Source organism: Micromonospora sp. NPDC051006 (assembly GCF_044456245.1).
GTDB lineage: Bacteria > Actinomycetota > Actinomycetes > Mycobacteriales > Micromonosporaceae > Micromonospora.
In genome coordinates this window covers 267348-282799 of record NZ_JBITFP010000006.1, presented here as the reverse complement: position 1 = coordinate 282799, position 15452 = coordinate 267348, and the positions used below count along the sequence as shown (strand labels likewise).

Below are 15452 nucleotides of genomic sequence, written 5' to 3'. Positions count from 1 at the left end.
CGCTCACCCCTCGGCAAGCGGGGCGTAAAGGTCGACGCCGTTGCCCTCGGGGTCGTGCAGCACCGCGTAGCGCTGCCCCCAGAAGGCGTCCCAGGGCTTCAGCTCGCCGTGGAAGCCGGCCTCGGTCAGCTCCGCGTACCGGCGGTCGACCTCGGCCGGGTCGGCGCAGCGGAAGGCGAGGTTCATCCGAGGGCTGCCGGTCGGCGGCATCCAGTCCGGATGGAAGGAACGGATCATCGTCACGTCGTCCCAGGCGATCCGGACGCCGTCGGTGAGGGTCGCCTCCACGTGCGGTTCGGACTCGGCGCCGGGCGGGATGTCCAGCCCGAGCCGACGGTAGAAATCGAGGGTGTGTGCCATGTCCGTGGTGGCCAGGCCGATGAAGTCGAATCGGAGCGTCATGCCTTCTCACGGTAGGGATCGCACCGCCGGGTGTCTTGAACGAAACGGACGGGGGACGAGTGTCCGGTGTGCCCTTCACGGCGACGATGATCGGCGTACGGTGGCAGACAAGTCCGGCTTTCCGGGTCAAAAGCCTCAGGCTCTACCGCTCGGGACGCCGGTGACATGACGGCGAGGGGAAGGAGCGGTCGGTGATCCATCTGGCCTACCTGGACGCGGGGTCCGGCAGCCTGATCGTGCAGGCGGTGGTCGGCGGGGTCGCCGGCGTCGCGGTGGCCGCCAAGCTCTACTGGCGGCGGCTGGTCGACCGGTTCCGCCGGCAGCCCACCGACCACCGCTGACCCGGCCGGCACCGGCGATGGCGATCTCCCCCGCGGGCCTGCGGCCCGAACCCGGCTCCTTCCGCGACCCGGCCAACCGGGTCTTCCACGTCGGCGACGACGTGCTGCGCGGCCTCGACGCGCGGGCGGCCGAGGACTGGCGCGCGCTGGCCGGCACCGACTTCTTCACCGCGCTGCTCGCCGCCGGCAAGGTCTGCGGCACCGAGGCGGTGGAGCCGGCCCGAGTGCCCGCCGACACCCCGTGGGCCGCCGTGCTGCGCCACGAGCGGATCCCGTTCATCTCCCACCCGTACGAGTGGTCGTTCGGCATGCTGCGCGACGCCGCGCTGCTGCACCTGGAGATCCTCCAGGCGGCGCTGCCCGCCGGGTTCACCACCAAGGACGGCTCGGCCTACAACCTCCAGTGGCGCGGCAGCGAACCGGTCTTCATCGACGTCGGCTCCTTCGAGCCGCTACGCGACGGGGAACCCTGGGCCGGCTACCGCCAGTTCTGCCAGACGCTGCTCTACCCAATGCTGCTCACCGCGCACCTCGGGGTGGACTTCCAACCGTGGCTGCGGGCCCGGGTGGACGGCATCGAGGCCGACCAGCTCCGGCCGCTGTTCCGCGGCGCCCGGCGGCTGCTGCCCGGCGTACCGACCCACCTGCACCTGCACGGGGCGATGCAGAGCCGCAACGCCGCCGCGAGCACCACCGACGTGCGCGCCCAGTTGCGCGCCGCCGGCTACTCCCGGGAGCTGGCGCTGGCCACCGTACGCGGCATCGAGAAGCTGGTCCGCCGGCTCGACCGGCGCCCCGCGACCAGTCACTGGGCCGACTACCAGCGCACCTGCGGATACTCGTCCCAGGACCGGGTGGCCAAGGAACGCTTCGTCACCGCGGCGCTGGCCGACGGCCCCCGGCCCCGGCTGGTGCTCGACCTCGGCGCCAACGACGGCCGCTACGCCCGCCTCGCCGCCGGGCACGCCGATCAGGTGGTCGCCGTCGAGCAGGACCCGGCCGTCGCCGACGCGCTCTACCGGGCGCTGCGCGAGGAGCGGGAGCACCGCATCCTGCCGCTGGTGATGGACCTCGCCGACCCGTCGCCAGGCGGCGGCTGGCGTGGCGTCGAGCGGGCCTCCTTCGCCGACCGGGCCGCGGCCGCCGACGTGGTGCTCGCCCTGGCCGTGGTGCACCACCTGGCGATCGGCCGCAACGTGCCGCTGCCCGAGGTGGTGGACTGGCTCGTCGGCCTCGGCAGGCCCGGCGCGCGGATCGTGGTGGAGTTCGTCCACCCGGACGACCCGATGGCCCGGCGGTTGCTGGCGAACAAGCCCGAGGGCCTCTTTCCGGACTACCGCCGGGAGGAGTTCGAACGGCTGCTGGCGGCGCGTTGCCGGATCGCCCGGCGTGCGGAGCTGCCGTCGGGCACCCGGACCCTGTACACGGCGGTCGTGGGTGGCTGAGCCGGCACCCGCCGGCGGTCCACCGCCGGGCCCGGCCGACGGTGCCGCGTCGCCGACCGGCAGCGCGTCGGCGGGGGACCGACGTCGGCGCTTGCTGCTCGGCGCGCGGGCCGAGCTGGGCCGGCTGCTGGAGATCGTGGCGCTGGTCGGGCTGGTGGTCACCCAGCCGCTGCTGGACGTGCTCGGTCGCAGCCCCGACTTCTTCCTCTTCCACCGCGCCCAGCGGGCGGACATCCTGCTCCTGGTGGCCCTGGTCGCGGTGGTGCCCACCGTGCCACCGGCGCTGCTCGGCGCGCTGAGCCGGCTGGCCGGCCGGGCCGCCCGGTCGGTGACGCACACCGTGCTGGTGGGGGCCCTGCTCGCGGCGCTGGCCGTGCAGGTCGGCCGGCACGGCACGCCGCTGCGGGGCGTACCGCTGCTGCTGGCCGCGGTGGCGCTCGGCGCGCTCGGCGCGGCCGCGCACCGGCGGTGGCGGGCGCCCGGGCGGGTGCTGCGGCTGGCCGCCGTCGGCCCGCTGGTCTTCGTCGGGCTCTTCCTGGCCGCCTCGCCCAGCTCCGTGCTGGTCCTGCCGCGCGCCGCGGACGGGACCGCCGGCACCGCCGCGACCGCCGTACACCCGCCGGTGGTCATGCTCGTCCTCGACGAATTGCCGCTGGTGTCGCTGCTCGGCCCGGACGGCCGCGTCGACGCCGCCCGGTTCCCGCACTTCGCCGAGCTGGCTGGCGGTTCGACCTGGTACCGCAACGCCACCGGGGTGAGCGGCTGGACGCCCTACGCGCTGCCCGCGATGCTCACCGGCAGATATCCGGCGCGGGGCGTCGCGCCGCACTACTCGCAGTACCCGGACAACCTCTTCACCGCCTTCGGCGGCCTGTATGACATCCGCGCCGAGGAGAGCATCACCCGGCTCTGCCCGCCCAGCCGGTGCGAGCAGCCGGTCGCCCCGGAGCAGGGGCTCGGCGTGCTGGTCCGGGAGACCGGTCGGCTGCTGGGTCAGGTCACCGCGCCGCAGGAGAGCCGGATCGACCCGGAGGACTCCTACCGGGAGCAGACCCGCACGGAGGCCGGCCTGGACGCCGCCGAGCCGGTGCCGGCCGACCCGAAGTTCCGCTGGGACAGCCTGGACGACAACCAGCCGGTCCGGTTCACCAGTTTCCTGGCCGGGTTGAAGCCCGCTCCCCGCCCCACGCTGCACTTCCTGCACCTGCTGATGCCGCACTCGCCGTGGGCCTTCCTGCCGTCCGGAGTCCGCTACGACGCACCGGACGACCTGCCGAACGACGGCGCCGGCTGGGTCGAGCTGGCCCGGCAGCGGCACCTGGCCCAGCTCGGCTACACCGACCGGCTGATCGGCGAGACGCTGCGCACGCTGCGCGCCAGCGGCCTCTACGACCAGGCGATGGTGGTGGTCACCGCCGACCACGGGGTGAGCTTCAGCAAGGGCTTCCAGGGGCGCGGCATGGACGCCATCAAGGCCGCCCCCGGTGAGGTGGCCTGGGTGCCGATGTTCGTCAAGGAGCCCGGCCAGCGCGCCGGCCGGGTCGACGAACGCAACTGGGAGCACGTCGACCTGCTGCCGACCGTGGCCGACGAGGCCGGCATCCGGCTGCCGTGGCGGGTGGACGGGCGCTCGGCCCGCTCGGCACCCCGGCCGCCCGGCCAGAAGCACTTCTACGACCGGCCGGGGGAGCCGGTGACAATTCCGGACGGGGTGCCGACGCCCCCGACGCTGCCGGCCGCGCACCCGCTGGTCGGCACGGCCGTGGGGCAGGGACCGGCGGCCGGCGGGTCGGCCCGGGTCGCCGACCTGGCCGCGTTCCGCGCCACCGACCCCGACACCGGCGCCCTGCCGGCGCTGGTCTGGGGTGACGTCCCGGATTCGGTACCCGACGGCACGCTGCTGGCGGTGGCGGTCAACGGCCGGATCGGCGCGGTGGTGCCGGTGGTGCCCCCCGATCCGGGTGGCCGCCGCTTCGCCGCCCTGCTCGCCGACGACCGGCTGTTCCACGCCGGGCCGAACCAACTCGACGTCTACCAGATCGCCGCCGACGGGGGCCTGCGCCACCTCGCGCTCTCCTGAGCCGGCGGGTACCGTTCGTCGGGTTTCCCAGCCCGCCGGTCGGGAATCGGGTGACGCATACCTCACCGCCGAACCACGGTGGGCGGTGTCCTGGGAACCGCAATTACGGTAGAAGCGAAGGCAATTCAACGTAGATCTGCCGGCGAAGCGAGGAACCACATGACGGAAGTCAAGCTCGATCACCCCGGTGGGCAGCTGTCGATGCCGGTGCACTCCGCGGTCGAAGGCCCCGGTGGTATCGGGGTGAGCAAGCTGCTGAAGGAAACCGGGCTGACGACGTACGACCCCGGTTTCGTCAACACCGCGTCGTGCTCGTCCGCGATCACCTACATCGACGGCGACGCAGGGATCCTGCGTTACCGGGGGTACCCGATCGAGCAGCTGGCCGAGAAGTCCTCCTTCCTGGAGGTCTCCTACCTGCTCATCTACGGTGAGCTGCCGACTGAGCAGCAGCTCGGTGAGTTCACCGAGTGGATTCGCCGGCACTCGCTGCTGCACGAGGAGATGCGCCGCTTCTTCGACGGCTTCCCCCGGGACGCCCACCCGATGGCCGTGCTCTCGTCGGCGGTCAGCGCGCTCTCCACCTTCTACCAGGACAGCCTGGACCCGTTCGACTCCGAGCACGTGGAGATCTCCACGGTCCGGCTGATGGCGAAGGTTCCGACCATCGCCTCGTACGCCTACAAGAAGTCGATCGGGCAGCCGCTGCTCTACCCGGACAACTCGCTGGGGTACGTGGACAACCTGCTGCGGATGACCTTCGGCGTGCCGGCGGAGCCGTACGAGGTCGACCCGGTGATGGCCCGGGTGCTGGACATGCTCTTCATCCTGCACGCCGACCACGAGCAGAACTGCTCCACCTCGACCGTCCGGCTGGTGGGCTCCAGCAACGCCAACCTGTTCGCCTCGGTCTCGGCCGGCGTGAACGCGCTCTTCGGCCCGCTGCACGGCGGCGCCAACCAGGCCGTGCTGGAGATGCTCCAGAAGATCAAGGCCGACGGCGGCGACGTCCGCTCCTTCGTGCAGAAGGTGAAGGACAAGCAGGACGGCGTCAAGCTGATGGGCTTCGGCCACCGGGTCTACAAGAACTACGACCCGCGCGCCGCCATCGTGAAGAAGGCCGCTCAGGACGTGCTCGGCCGGATGGCCAAGCCGGACCCGCTGCTGGACATCGCGATGGAGCTGGAGGAGATCGCGCTCGCCGACGACTTCTTCGTCTCCCGCCGGCTCTACCCGAACGTGGACTTCTACACCGGCCTGATCTACAAGGCCATGGGCTTCCCGACCAAGATGTTCACGGTGCTCTTCGCCCTGGGCCGGCTCCCCGGCTGGATCGCCCAGTGGCGCGAGATGATCAACGACCCGGAGACCAAGATCGGCCGCCCGCGGCAGGTCTACGCCGGCTCGCCCGAGCGGGACTACGTGCCCTTCGGCAACCGCTGACCTTCGGCTCCACCACCGGCAGGCCGCCGACCCACTCGGGTCGGCGGCCTGCCGCGTCTGCGGGAGGTGAGCCGGTCCGAGGACGGTCGCGTCGCTTTGCGGGGCTGAGCGTGACGCCCGGTTGCGGGCCTGTCCGCCGTGCCACCAACCACGTCCTGGTCGCTGTCGAACTGCTCCATATCCGGACCGGGCGGGCCGGGCCCGGAGGTCGAGCCCGCCGGCGGTTGGCCGCGTCATCGGGACGAGGCTGACGACCCGCGGGAGGCGGAACCGGGTAGCGGGATGGCCGGTGGCGTTGCGTAGTGTTAGCGCCATGTCGAGCCCTGAGGCATCCAAGGTGGGGGCTTTCGGTCACGCCGTCAGCCCCCGGAACCGCTGATTTCCTAGTCCGCTGCCAAGCGGCTCTCGCTGCGTAGGACATTCACGCGCACCCTTGGGGCTGGCCGCGGTGACGAGACGTCTCCTCGTTCTCTCTCACCTCGGAGCTCTCGATGCCTCTGCCGCTCTACCTGCTTGCCGTGGCGGTCTTCGCCATGGGTACCTCGGAGTTCATGCTCGCCGGCCTGGTGCCGGACATCGCCACGAGCCTCGACGTGTCAGTCGGGGCCGCCGGGCTTCTGACCTCGGCGTTCGCTGTCGGGATGGTCGCCGGCGCGCCGCTGATGGCGGCGCTTGCACGCCGGTGGCCGGCCCGGGCCAGTCTGCTGGGCTTCGTGCTGGTTTTCGCCGTGGCCCACGTCGTGGGCGCCCTCGCGACGAGTTTCGCGGTCCTGCTCGTCACCCGGGTGATCGCCGCCCTGGCCAACGCGGGCTTCCTGGCTGTGGCACTGAGCACGGCGGCCACGCTCGTCGCAAGTGATCAGAAAGGGCGCGCACTGGCGGTGCTGCTCTCCGGTACGACGGTGGCCACCATCGCCGGAGTTCCCGGCGGTGCGTTGCTCGGCACGTTGCTCGGCTGGCGGGCGACCTTCTGGGCGATCGCACTACTCTGCCCGCCCGCTGCCTACGGCGTCGTGAGGAGCATTCCGGCCCGTTCCGGCACGACCCCTCAGGGCACTCCGGCTGGCTCGTCCCTGCGAGGCGAGCTCGCCCAGCTCGCCAGGCCCAGGCTGGTCCTGGTCATGCTGCTCGGTGCCCTGGTCAACGCTGCCACCTTCGCCACGTTCACCTTCCTGGCGCCGATCGTGACCGGCACCGCCGACCTGGGCGAGCTGTGGGTCCCGGTCGTGCTGGTGCTCTTCGGTGTCGGGTCGTTTGCCGGCGTCACCCTCGCGGGACGGTTCTCCGATCAGCGTCCCGGCATCGTGATCGCAGTCGGTGGCCCGTTGCTGTTGCTCGGCTGGGTGGCGCTGGCAACCCTGGCTGCCCGGCCGGCGGCGCTTCTGCTCCTCGTGTTCGTGCAGGGCATGCTTTCCTTCGCGTTGGGCAGCACCCTGATCGCCAGAGTGCTCTACGCGGCGGCGGGCGCCCCCACCATGGGAGGGTCGTATGCGACCGCGGCGCTCAACCTCGGTGCTGCTGGCGGCCCCGTCGTGGCAGCAGCGACCCTCGGTGCCAATGCTGGTGACCTCGGGCCGGTGTGGGTCAGCGGCCTCCTGGTTGCGATCGCCCTGATCATCGCCCTGCCGCTCCTGCGAGTCATCGCACCCCGCGTCGACCAGACGACACGATGACCCACGCGAACCGGGGGAGCGCGGTCTGATCAGCGGTTCATATCTGGAGCAGTTCGACAGCGTCGGCGGGGCAGGGCTGCCCCGCCGACGCGTAGGTCAGGCGGGGCTGCCCCGCCGACGCGTACCTCAGCGCAGACCGGCTGCGGCGAGGAGGTTGCCGGCGGCGATCGGCGGGAGAGCGCGGCCAGCCGACATGCGCTGGGCGGCGCGCTCGGCTGTGAACGCCGGGGCGGTGGCGATGGCGGCCCCGTAGCTCGCCGCGGTGCGCTGGGCGATCGCCGCCCAGCCGTACTGCTCGTGCACCATCGCGCGGGCCCGGCGGGCCAGCGCCCGCGCCCGGTCCCGGTCCGAGAGCAGCGCGTGCACCGCCTCGGTCAGCCCGTCCGGATCCTGCGGCCGGAAGGTCATTCCGGTCACCCCCGGCTCGACGATCTCGGCCAGCCCGCCGGTCGCGGCGACCGCGAGCGGGGCGCCGGCCGCCGCCCCCTCCAGGGCGACCATGCCGAACGGCTCGTAGATGCTCGGCACCGCAAAGCAGTCCGACGCCGCCATCACCGCGGGCAGCTCGGCCCCGCCCAGGAAGCCGGGCATGCTGACCGCGCCGGCCAGGCCGAGCCGGTGCACGTCGGCCTCCAGCTCGGCCCGGTAGGGGCCGTCACCGGCGATCACCACGCGCAGGCCGGGGTGCCGTTCCCGCAGCCGGGGCACCCCGGCGAGCAGGTGCTGCACACCCTTCTCGTAGACCAGCCGGCCGGCGAAGGTGACCAGCGGACCGTCCCCGGCGAACCGGGCCCGGGCGGCGGCCACCGCGCTGCGCGACGCCCGCCAGCGGTGCGGCTCGACCCCGTTGGCCACCACGTCGACCCGCCCGGCCGGCACCCCGAAGAGCCCGGTCACCTCGTCGCGCATGTAGCCCGAGCAGACGATCACCCGGCCGGACTCGGTGCTGAGCCACTGCTCGACGCCGTGGATGGTGCGGTTCATCTCCTCGGGCAGCCAGCCCTGGTGCCGGCCCGCCTCGGTGGCGTGGATCGTGGTGACCAGTGGGATGTCCAGGTGCTCGCGCAACGTCATCGCGGTGTGCGCGACGAGCCAGTCGTGGGCGTGGATGACGTCGTAGTCGCCGGCCTCGGTGGCGCGCAGGGCGGCTCGGGTGAGGGTGTGGTTGAAGGCCATGGTCCAGGCCAGCAGGCTGCCGGTGGCCAGGGGGAAGGTGACCGGGTCCTCGGCGGCGCGGACGATGCGAACGCCGTCGGCGTACTCCTCGAGCGGGGCGCCCTCGGCGTGGCGGGTGACGACGGTGACCTCGTGGCCGGCGGCGGCCAGGGCGACGGATAGGGCGTGCACGTGCCGGCCGAGGCCACCGACGAGCACGGGCGGGTACTCCCACGACAGCATCAGGATGCGCCGCGACGGCGGCGCGACGCCGGCCGGGCCGGAAGTCGGGATCTGGGTCCGGGTGAGGGTGGGTCGGCAGGCGCGGTCCGGGGCGGTGGCGAGCTGGTCGCCGAGCCGGAGGGTCGTCACATCTTTCTCCGTACAGGCAGGGTCGTACGCGCCGACACCAGTGGCGGCAGAGCGGGAGATCGTGGGTGGGCCGAGGGCCGAGGAGGGGACGTGCGCCGACGCGCGTCCCTGAACAAGGAAAGGCCATCCGGCCCGATATCGCATCTCCAAAACGGGCCAAGGTGACGGACGACACCTGACAGTCCCCTCCGGGCGCAGACCGGCCGTTTTCCGGGCGCCGCCTGAAAGGATGGATTGGCCGAACCGGACGCGGGGCATTACCGCCGTACGCACTGTCCGGCCCGCCGTCCGGTGCGCTCATGATGCGGTGCGCTCATGATCAGAACCGAAGGAGCGACATGCAGGTCTGGCCGGGCGAGCGCTACCCCCTCGGCGCCACGTACGACGGAATGGGTACCAACTTCGCCATCTTTTCCGAGGTGGCCGAGCGGATCGAACTCTGCCTCTTCGACGAGTGGGACACCGGCGCCGAGCTCCGCGTCGAGCTGCGCGAGGTGGACGCCTACGTCTGGCACGCGTACCTGCCCGGGATCGAGCCGGGACAGCGCTACGGCTACCGGGTGCACGGCCCCTACGATCCGGCGAACGGGCTGCGCTGCAACCCGCACAAACTGCTGCTCGACCCGTACGCGAAGGCGGTCGACGGCGACGTGAGCTGGGACCCGGCGGTCTACGACTACGACCTCGGCGACCCGGAGCGGATGTCGGAGACCGACTCGGCGCCGTTCATGCCGAAGTCCGTGGTGGTCAACCCCTACTTCGACTGGGGCAACGACAAGCCGCCGCGTACCCCCTACCACCACTCGGTGATCTACGAGGCGCACGTGCGCGGGCTGACCATGCGCCACCCGGACATCCCCGAGGAGCTGCGCGGCACCTACGCCGGGATCGCCTCCCCGCCGATGATCGAGCACCTCACGAAGCTCGGGGTGACCGCCATCGAGCTGATGCCGGTGCACCAGTTCGTGCACGACCACCGCCTGGTCGACCTGGGTCTGCGCAACTACTGGGGTTACAACACCATCGGCTTCTTCGCCCCGCACCACGGCTACTCCGCGCTCGGCCGGCTCGGCCAGCAGGTGCAGGAGTTCCGCGGCATGGTCAAGGCGCTGCACGCCGCCGGCATCGAGGTCATCCTCGACGTGGTCTACAACCACACCGCCGAGGGCAACCACCTCGGGCCGACGCTGAGCTTCAAGGGCGTGGACGCGCCCAGCTACTACCGGCTCTCGGAGGAGGATCGGCGTTACTTCGTCGACTACACCGGCACCGGCAACAGCCTTAACGTGCGCAGCCCGCACTCGCTTCAGCTGATCATGGATTCGCTGCGCTACTGGGTGCAGGAGATGCACGTCGACGGCTTCCGCTTCGACCTCGCCGCCACCCTGGCCCGGGAGTTCTACGAGGTCGACCGGCTCTCCACCTTCTTTGAGGTGGTGCAGCAGGACCCGGTGGTCAGCCAGGTCAAGCTGATCGCGGAGCCGTGGGACGTCGGCCCCGGCGGCTACCAGGTGGGCAACTTCCCGCCGCTGTGGACCGAGTGGAACGGCAAGTACCGCGACACCGTGCGGGACTTCTGGCGCGGCGAGCCGGCCACCCTGGCCGAGTTCGCCTCCCGGATCTCCGGTTCCGCCGACCTCTACCAGGACGACGGGCGGCGCCCCTTCCACAGCATCAACTTCGTCACCGTCCACGACGGGTTCACCCTGCACGACCTGGTGTCGTACAACGACAAGCACAACGAGGCCAACGGCGAGGAGAACCGCGACGGCGAGAGCCACAACCGGTCCTGGAACTGCGGCGTGGAGGGCGACACCGACGACGAGGCGGTGCTCGCGCTGCGCGCCAAGCAACGGCGCAACTTCCTGGCCACCCTGGTGCTGTCGCAGGGCGTGCCGATGATCGGCCACGGCGACGAGCTGGGCCGCAGCCAGCGGGGGAACAACAACGCCTACTGCCAGGACAGCGAGCTGGCCTGGATCGACTGGGAGAACGTTGACTCGCAGCTGCTGGAGTTCGTCCGGACGCTGACCGCGTTCCGGGCCCGGCACCAGGTGTTCCGCCGCCGCCGGTTCTTCACCGGCCTGCCGGTCGGCGGCCGGGAGGTCGACGCCCCGCTGCCCGACCTGGCCTGGTACACCCCGGACGGGCGGGAGATGACCGGCGAGGACTGGGGCAACGACTTCGGCCGCTCGGTGGCGCTCTTCGTCAACGGCGAGGGCATTCGCGAGCGCGGCCAGTACGGCCAGCGCCACCACGACGCCTCGTTCCTGCTCTGCTTCAACGCCCACGACGCGCCGCTGGACTTCACCCTGCCCGGCAGCGAGTACGGCCAGAAGTGGGAACGGGTGATCAGCACCGCCGAACCCGAACCGGGCGACGTCACCGTGATCAGCGCGGGCGGCACCCTGCGGGTGCCGGACCGTTCCCTGGTGGTGCTGGAGAGAACGATCTGACATGGCTGCCACCCCTCAGCCCGGCTCGTCGACCCCGACCGGCCCGGTCCGGACCACCTACCGGGTGCAGGTCCGTCCCGGCTTCGACCTGGATGCCACCGCCGGCCTCGCCGGCTACCTCGCCGACCTCGGCGTCAGCCACCTTTACAGCGCGCCGCTGCTCACCGCCACCCCCGGCTCGGCGCACGGCTACGACGTGGTCGACCACCGGGCCGTAAACCCGGAGCTGGGCGGCGAGGCGGGCCGGCAGCGGCTGCTGCGGGCGCTGCGCGCCGCCGGGCTGGGCCTGGTCGTCGACATCGTGCCCAACCACGCCGGGGTGGCCGTGCCGGCGGCCAACCCCGCCTGGTGGGACGTGCTGGCCCGGGGCCGCTCCTCGGCGTACGCCGACTGGTTCGACATCGACTGGGATCGGGGCCGGCTGCTGCTGCCGGTGCTGGCCGACGCGCCGGACGCCCTCGACGAGCTCAAGCTGGTCGACGGCGAGCTGCGCTACCACGAGCACCGGTTCCCGGTCGCCGACGGCACCGGCGACGGCAGCCCCCGCGAGGTGCACGACCGGCAGCACTACGAGCTGGTCTCCTGGCGGCGCGGCGACACCGAGCTGACGTACCGCCGGTTCTTCGCCGTCTCCGACCTGGCAGGGCTGCGGGTGGAGGACCCGGCGGTCTTCGCCGCCACCCACGAGCAGATCCTGCGCTGGGCCGCCGCCGGCGAGGTCGACGGCATCCGGGTCGACCACCCCGACGGGCTGCGCGACCCGGCCGGCTACCTGGCCCGGCTGCGCGCCGCCGCACCGGACCAGTGGCTGGTCGTGGAGAAGATCCTCGAGTACGGCGAGGAGCTACCGGACTGGCCGGTGGACGGCACCACCGGCTACGAGGCCCTCGCGGCGGTCAGCGGGCTCTTCGTCGAGCCGGACGCCGAGGGGGACTTCACCGCCCTGGACACCCGGCTGGCCGGGCGGCACACCTCCTGGGAGGACCTCACCCACGCCACCAAGCTGGCCGCCGCCACCCGGCTGCTCGCCGCCGAGCTGACCCGGCTGGCCGCCCTCGCCCCCGACGTGCCTTCCGAGGCGGCCCGGGCCGCGTTGGCCGAGCTGGCCGCCGCGTTCGCCGTCTACCGGGGCTACCCGCCGCACGGCGCCCGGCACCTCGCCGCCGCCCGCGCCGAGGCCGGCCGGCGCCGCCCCGACCTGGCCGGCGCACTGGACGCGGTCACCCGCCGGCTGCGCGACCCCGACGACGAGCTGGCCCAGCGCTTCCCGCAGCTGACCGGGGCGGTGATGGCCAAGGGGGTGGAGGACACCGCCTTCTACCGGTGGAGCCGGTTCGTCGCGCTCAACGAGGTCGGCGGCAGCCCCGCCCACTTCGGGGTGCCGCCGGCGGAGTTCCACCGCTTCGTCGCCGCCCGGCAGGTCCGCTGGCCGGCCGCGATGACCACGCTCTCCACCCACGACACGAAGCGCAGCGAGGACGTCCGGGCCCGGCTCGCCGTGCTCAGCGAGCTGCCGGAGCAGTGGGCGCAGCGGGTCACCGGGTGGATGTCCGCCGCGGAGCTGCCCGACCCGGCCTTCGCGCACCTGCTGTGGCAGACCGCCGTCGGCGCCTGGCCGATCGAGCGGGAGCGGCTGCACGCGTACGTGGAGAAGGCCGCCCGGGAGGCGTCCACGTCGACCAGCTGGGCCGACCCCGACCCGGCCTTCGAGCGGGCCATGCACGCGGTGGTCGACCGGATGTACGACGACCCGCGGCTGCACGCCGAGCTGACCGCGTTCGCCGACGAGATCACCCCGGCCGGCTGGTCCAACTCCCTCGGGCAGAAGCTGGTGCAGCTGGCCATGCCCGGGGTGCCGGACGTCTACCAGGGCACCGAGCTGTGGGACAACTCGCTGGTCGACCCGGACAATCGCCGCCCGGTCGACTTCGTCGTACGCCGGGAGCTGTTGACCCGGCTCGACGGCGGCTGGCAGCCGCCGGTCGACGCGGTCGGCGCGGCGAAGCTGCTGGTGGTCTCCCGGACGCTGCGGCTGCGCCGCGACCGGCCCGACCTGTTCACCGGCTACCGGCCGGTGCCGGCGCACGGGCCGGCCGGGCGGCATGCGGTGGCCTTCGATCGCGGCGGCGCAGTCGCGGTCGCCACCCGGCTGCCGCTGCGGCTGGCGCAGTCCGGTGGCTGGCGTGACACGGTCCTGTCGCTTCCCGTTAACAACGTGACCGACCTGTTCACCGGGCGGGTCTACAGTGGCGGGGAGACCTCTCTGGCCGACCTGCTGGCCACCTACCCTGTCGCGCTGCTGGCTCCCACCAACGAGTCCGTGGAGGCTGCGTCATGACCGAGTTCACGGTGTGGGCCCCTGAGGCCACCCGCGTCCGACTACGACTGACCGGCGACTCCGACCACGAGATGGCCGCCGGCCCGAACGGCTGGTGGCGGGTGGACGTACCCGACGCCGGGCCCGGCACCGACTACGCCTTCCTGCTCGACGACGACGACCAGCCGCTGCCCGACCCCCGCTCGCCCTGGCAGCCGGCCGGGGTGCACGGGCCGAGCCGGCGCTACGACCACGCCGCGTTCGACTGGACCGACAGCTCGTGGACCGGTCGGCAGCTGCCCGGCGGCGTCCTCTACGAGCTGCACGTCGGCACCTTCACCCCGGAGGGCACCTTCGACGCGGCCATCGACCGCCTCGACCACCTGGTCGAGCTGGGCGTCGACCTGATCGAGCTGCTGCCGGTCAACGCGTTCAACGGCGAGCACAACTGGGGCTACGACGGCGTCTGCTGGTATGCCCCGCACCAACCCTACGGCGGCCCCGACGGGCTGAAACGCCTGGTCGACGCGGCGCACGGCAAGGGGCTGGGGGTGATCCTCGACGTCGTCTACAACCATTTCGGGCCCTCCGGGGCCTACGCGCCGCGATTCGGGCCCTACCTCGCCGAGCAGAGCAACACCTGGGGCCGCTCGGTCAACCTGGACGGCCCGCATTCCGACGAGGTACGCCGCTACATCATCGACAGCGTGCTGATGTGGCTGCGCGACTACCACGTCGACGGGCTGCGCCTGGACGCCGTGCACGCCCTGCCGGACACCCGGGCGGTGCCGCTGCTGGAGGAGCTGGCGATCGAGGTCGAGTCGCTCGCCACCCACCTCAACCGGCCGCTGTCGCTGATCGCCGAATCCGACCTCAACGACCCGAAGCTGATCACCCCGCGTGAGGCGGGCGGCTTCGGCCTGCACGCCCAGTGGAACGACGACGCCCACCACGCGCTGCACACCCTGCTCACCGGCGAGCGGCAAGGCTACTACGGCGACTTCGGCTCCCTGGAAACCCTCGCCGAAGTGCTCACCGGCGCCTTCTTCCACACCGGCACCTGGTCCAGCTTCCGCAACCGCCAGCACGGCCGCCCGGTCGACCGGCAGCGCACCCCCGGCCACCGGTTCGTGGCATACCTGCAGAACCACGACCAGATCGGCAACCGCGCCACCGGCGACCGCATCTCGGCCTCGCTCTCGCCTTCTCTGCTGCGCGTCGGGGCTGTCCTTCTACTCACCGCGCCCTTCACCCCGATGCTGTTCATGGGGGAGGAGTGGGCGGCCTCGACGCCCTGGCAGTTCTTCACCAGCCATCCGGAGCCGGAACTGGCCACCGCGGTGGCCACCGGGCGGCGGCGGGAGTTCGCCGCACACGGCTGGCCGGAGGGGGACGTGCCGGACCCGCAGGACCCGCAGACGTACCTGCGGTCGCGGCTGGACTGGGCCGAGCTGGACAAGCCCGAACACCGGGAGATGCTCGACTTCTACCGGCGGCTGATCGCGCTCCGCAAGAGCCGGGCTGACCTGTCCGACCCCCGGCTGAACAGCGTCGAGGTCCGGCACGGCGACCAGTTCCTGCTGATGCGACGCGGCGACACGCTGGTGGTGGCGAACCTGGCCGGTCGCGCGCAGGGGATCTCGCTGCCGGGGGTGGCACGGCGGGTGCTGCTGGCCACGGGGGAGGGCGTCACGGTGATGCGGGACCGGATCGAGCTACCGGCCGAGACGGCGGCGATCGTGGCGCTGTGAGGTGGCACAGTCCTGAA

10 protein-coding genes are annotated in these 15452 nt (G+C 72.3%); 8 read left to right on the top strand and 2 right to left on the bottom strand.

Features of this window, described 5'->3' with window-relative positions; translation table 11 throughout:
- Nucleotides 1-3 precede the first annotated feature (3 nt).
- Complete coding sequence (locus ACIBBA_RS13750; protein WP_396696988.1) at nucleotides 4-402, bottom strand: VOC family protein; 399 nt, start codon at nucleotides 400-402, stop codon at nucleotides 4-6.
- A 191-nt stretch (nucleotides 403-593) separates the two neighbouring features.
- Between ACIBBA_RS13750 and ACIBBA_RS13745 the strand changes: the two genes are divergently transcribed.
- From ACIBBA_RS13745 to ACIBBA_RS13725, 5 genes are all read left to right on the top strand, one after another.
- The gene (locus ACIBBA_RS13745) at nucleotides 594-743 is read left to right on the top strand and encodes a hypothetical protein (RefSeq protein WP_350876644.1); all 150 of its coding nucleotides are present in this window, start codon (nucleotides 594-596) and stop codon (nucleotides 741-743) included.
- Between the two features lie 17 nt (nucleotides 744-760).
- Nucleotides 761-2188 (top strand): class I SAM-dependent methyltransferase, encoded by a 1428-nt coding sequence (locus ACIBBA_RS13740; RefSeq protein ID WP_396696986.1) that lies wholly within the window; start codon nucleotides 761-763, stop codon nucleotides 2186-2188.
- Nucleotides 2181-4268, top strand: coding sequence for a sulfatase-like hydrolase/transferase (locus ACIBBA_RS13735; protein ID WP_396696984.1), 2088 nt, complete (start codon nucleotides 2181-2183; stop codon nucleotides 4266-4268). Before ACIBBA_RS13740 ends, ACIBBA_RS13735 begins: the two co-directional genes overlap by 8 nt.
- Nucleotides 4269-4427: 159 nt before the next feature.
- A complete protein-coding gene (locus ACIBBA_RS13730; RefSeq protein WP_396696982.1) occupies nucleotides 4428-5711 on the top strand; it encodes a citrate synthase in 1284 nt (427 codons plus the stop codon).
- Between the two features lie 491 nt (nucleotides 5712-6202).
- Nucleotides 6203-7384, top strand: coding sequence for a Cmx/CmrA family chloramphenicol efflux MFS transporter (locus ACIBBA_RS13725; RefSeq protein WP_396696980.1), 1182 nt, complete (start codon nucleotides 6203-6205; stop codon nucleotides 7382-7384).
- Nucleotides 7385-7510: 126 nt separating this feature from the next.
- On the opposite strand, the gene ACIBBA_RS13720 is transcribed toward ACIBBA_RS13725, so the two are convergent.
- On the bottom strand, nucleotides 7511-8911 hold the full coding sequence (locus ACIBBA_RS13720; RefSeq protein ID WP_396696979.1) for a glycosyltransferase family 4 protein: 1401 nt from the start codon (nucleotides 8909-8911) through the stop codon (nucleotides 7511-7513).
- A gap of 338 nt (nucleotides 8912-9249) precedes the next feature.
- Here ACIBBA_RS13720 and glgX point away from each other — a divergent pair, with 338 nt between their 5' ends.
- Genes glgX through treZ form a run of 3 tightly spaced genes read left to right on the top strand, consistent with a single transcriptional unit; the run spans nucleotide 9250 to nucleotide 15435 of the window.
- Nucleotides 9250-11367, top strand: coding sequence for a glycogen debranching protein GlgX (glgX, locus tag ACIBBA_RS13715; protein WP_396696977.1), 2118 nt, complete (start codon nucleotides 9250-9252; stop codon nucleotides 11365-11367).
- 1 nt (nucleotide 11368) lies between these two features.
- Nucleotides 11369-13705: a malto-oligosyltrehalose synthase gene (treY, locus tag ACIBBA_RS13710; RefSeq protein ID WP_396696975.1), complete on the top strand. Its 2337-nt coding sequence runs from the start codon at nucleotides 11369-11371 to the stop codon at nucleotides 13703-13705.
- The gene (treZ, locus tag ACIBBA_RS13705) at nucleotides 13702-15435 is read left to right on the top strand and encodes a malto-oligosyltrehalose trehalohydrolase (RefSeq protein WP_396696973.1); all 1734 of its coding nucleotides are present in this window, start codon (nucleotides 13702-13704) and stop codon (nucleotides 15433-15435) included. The genes treY and treZ overlap by 4 nt, the downstream gene beginning before the upstream one ends.
- Nucleotides 15436-15452 lie beyond the last annotated feature (17 nt).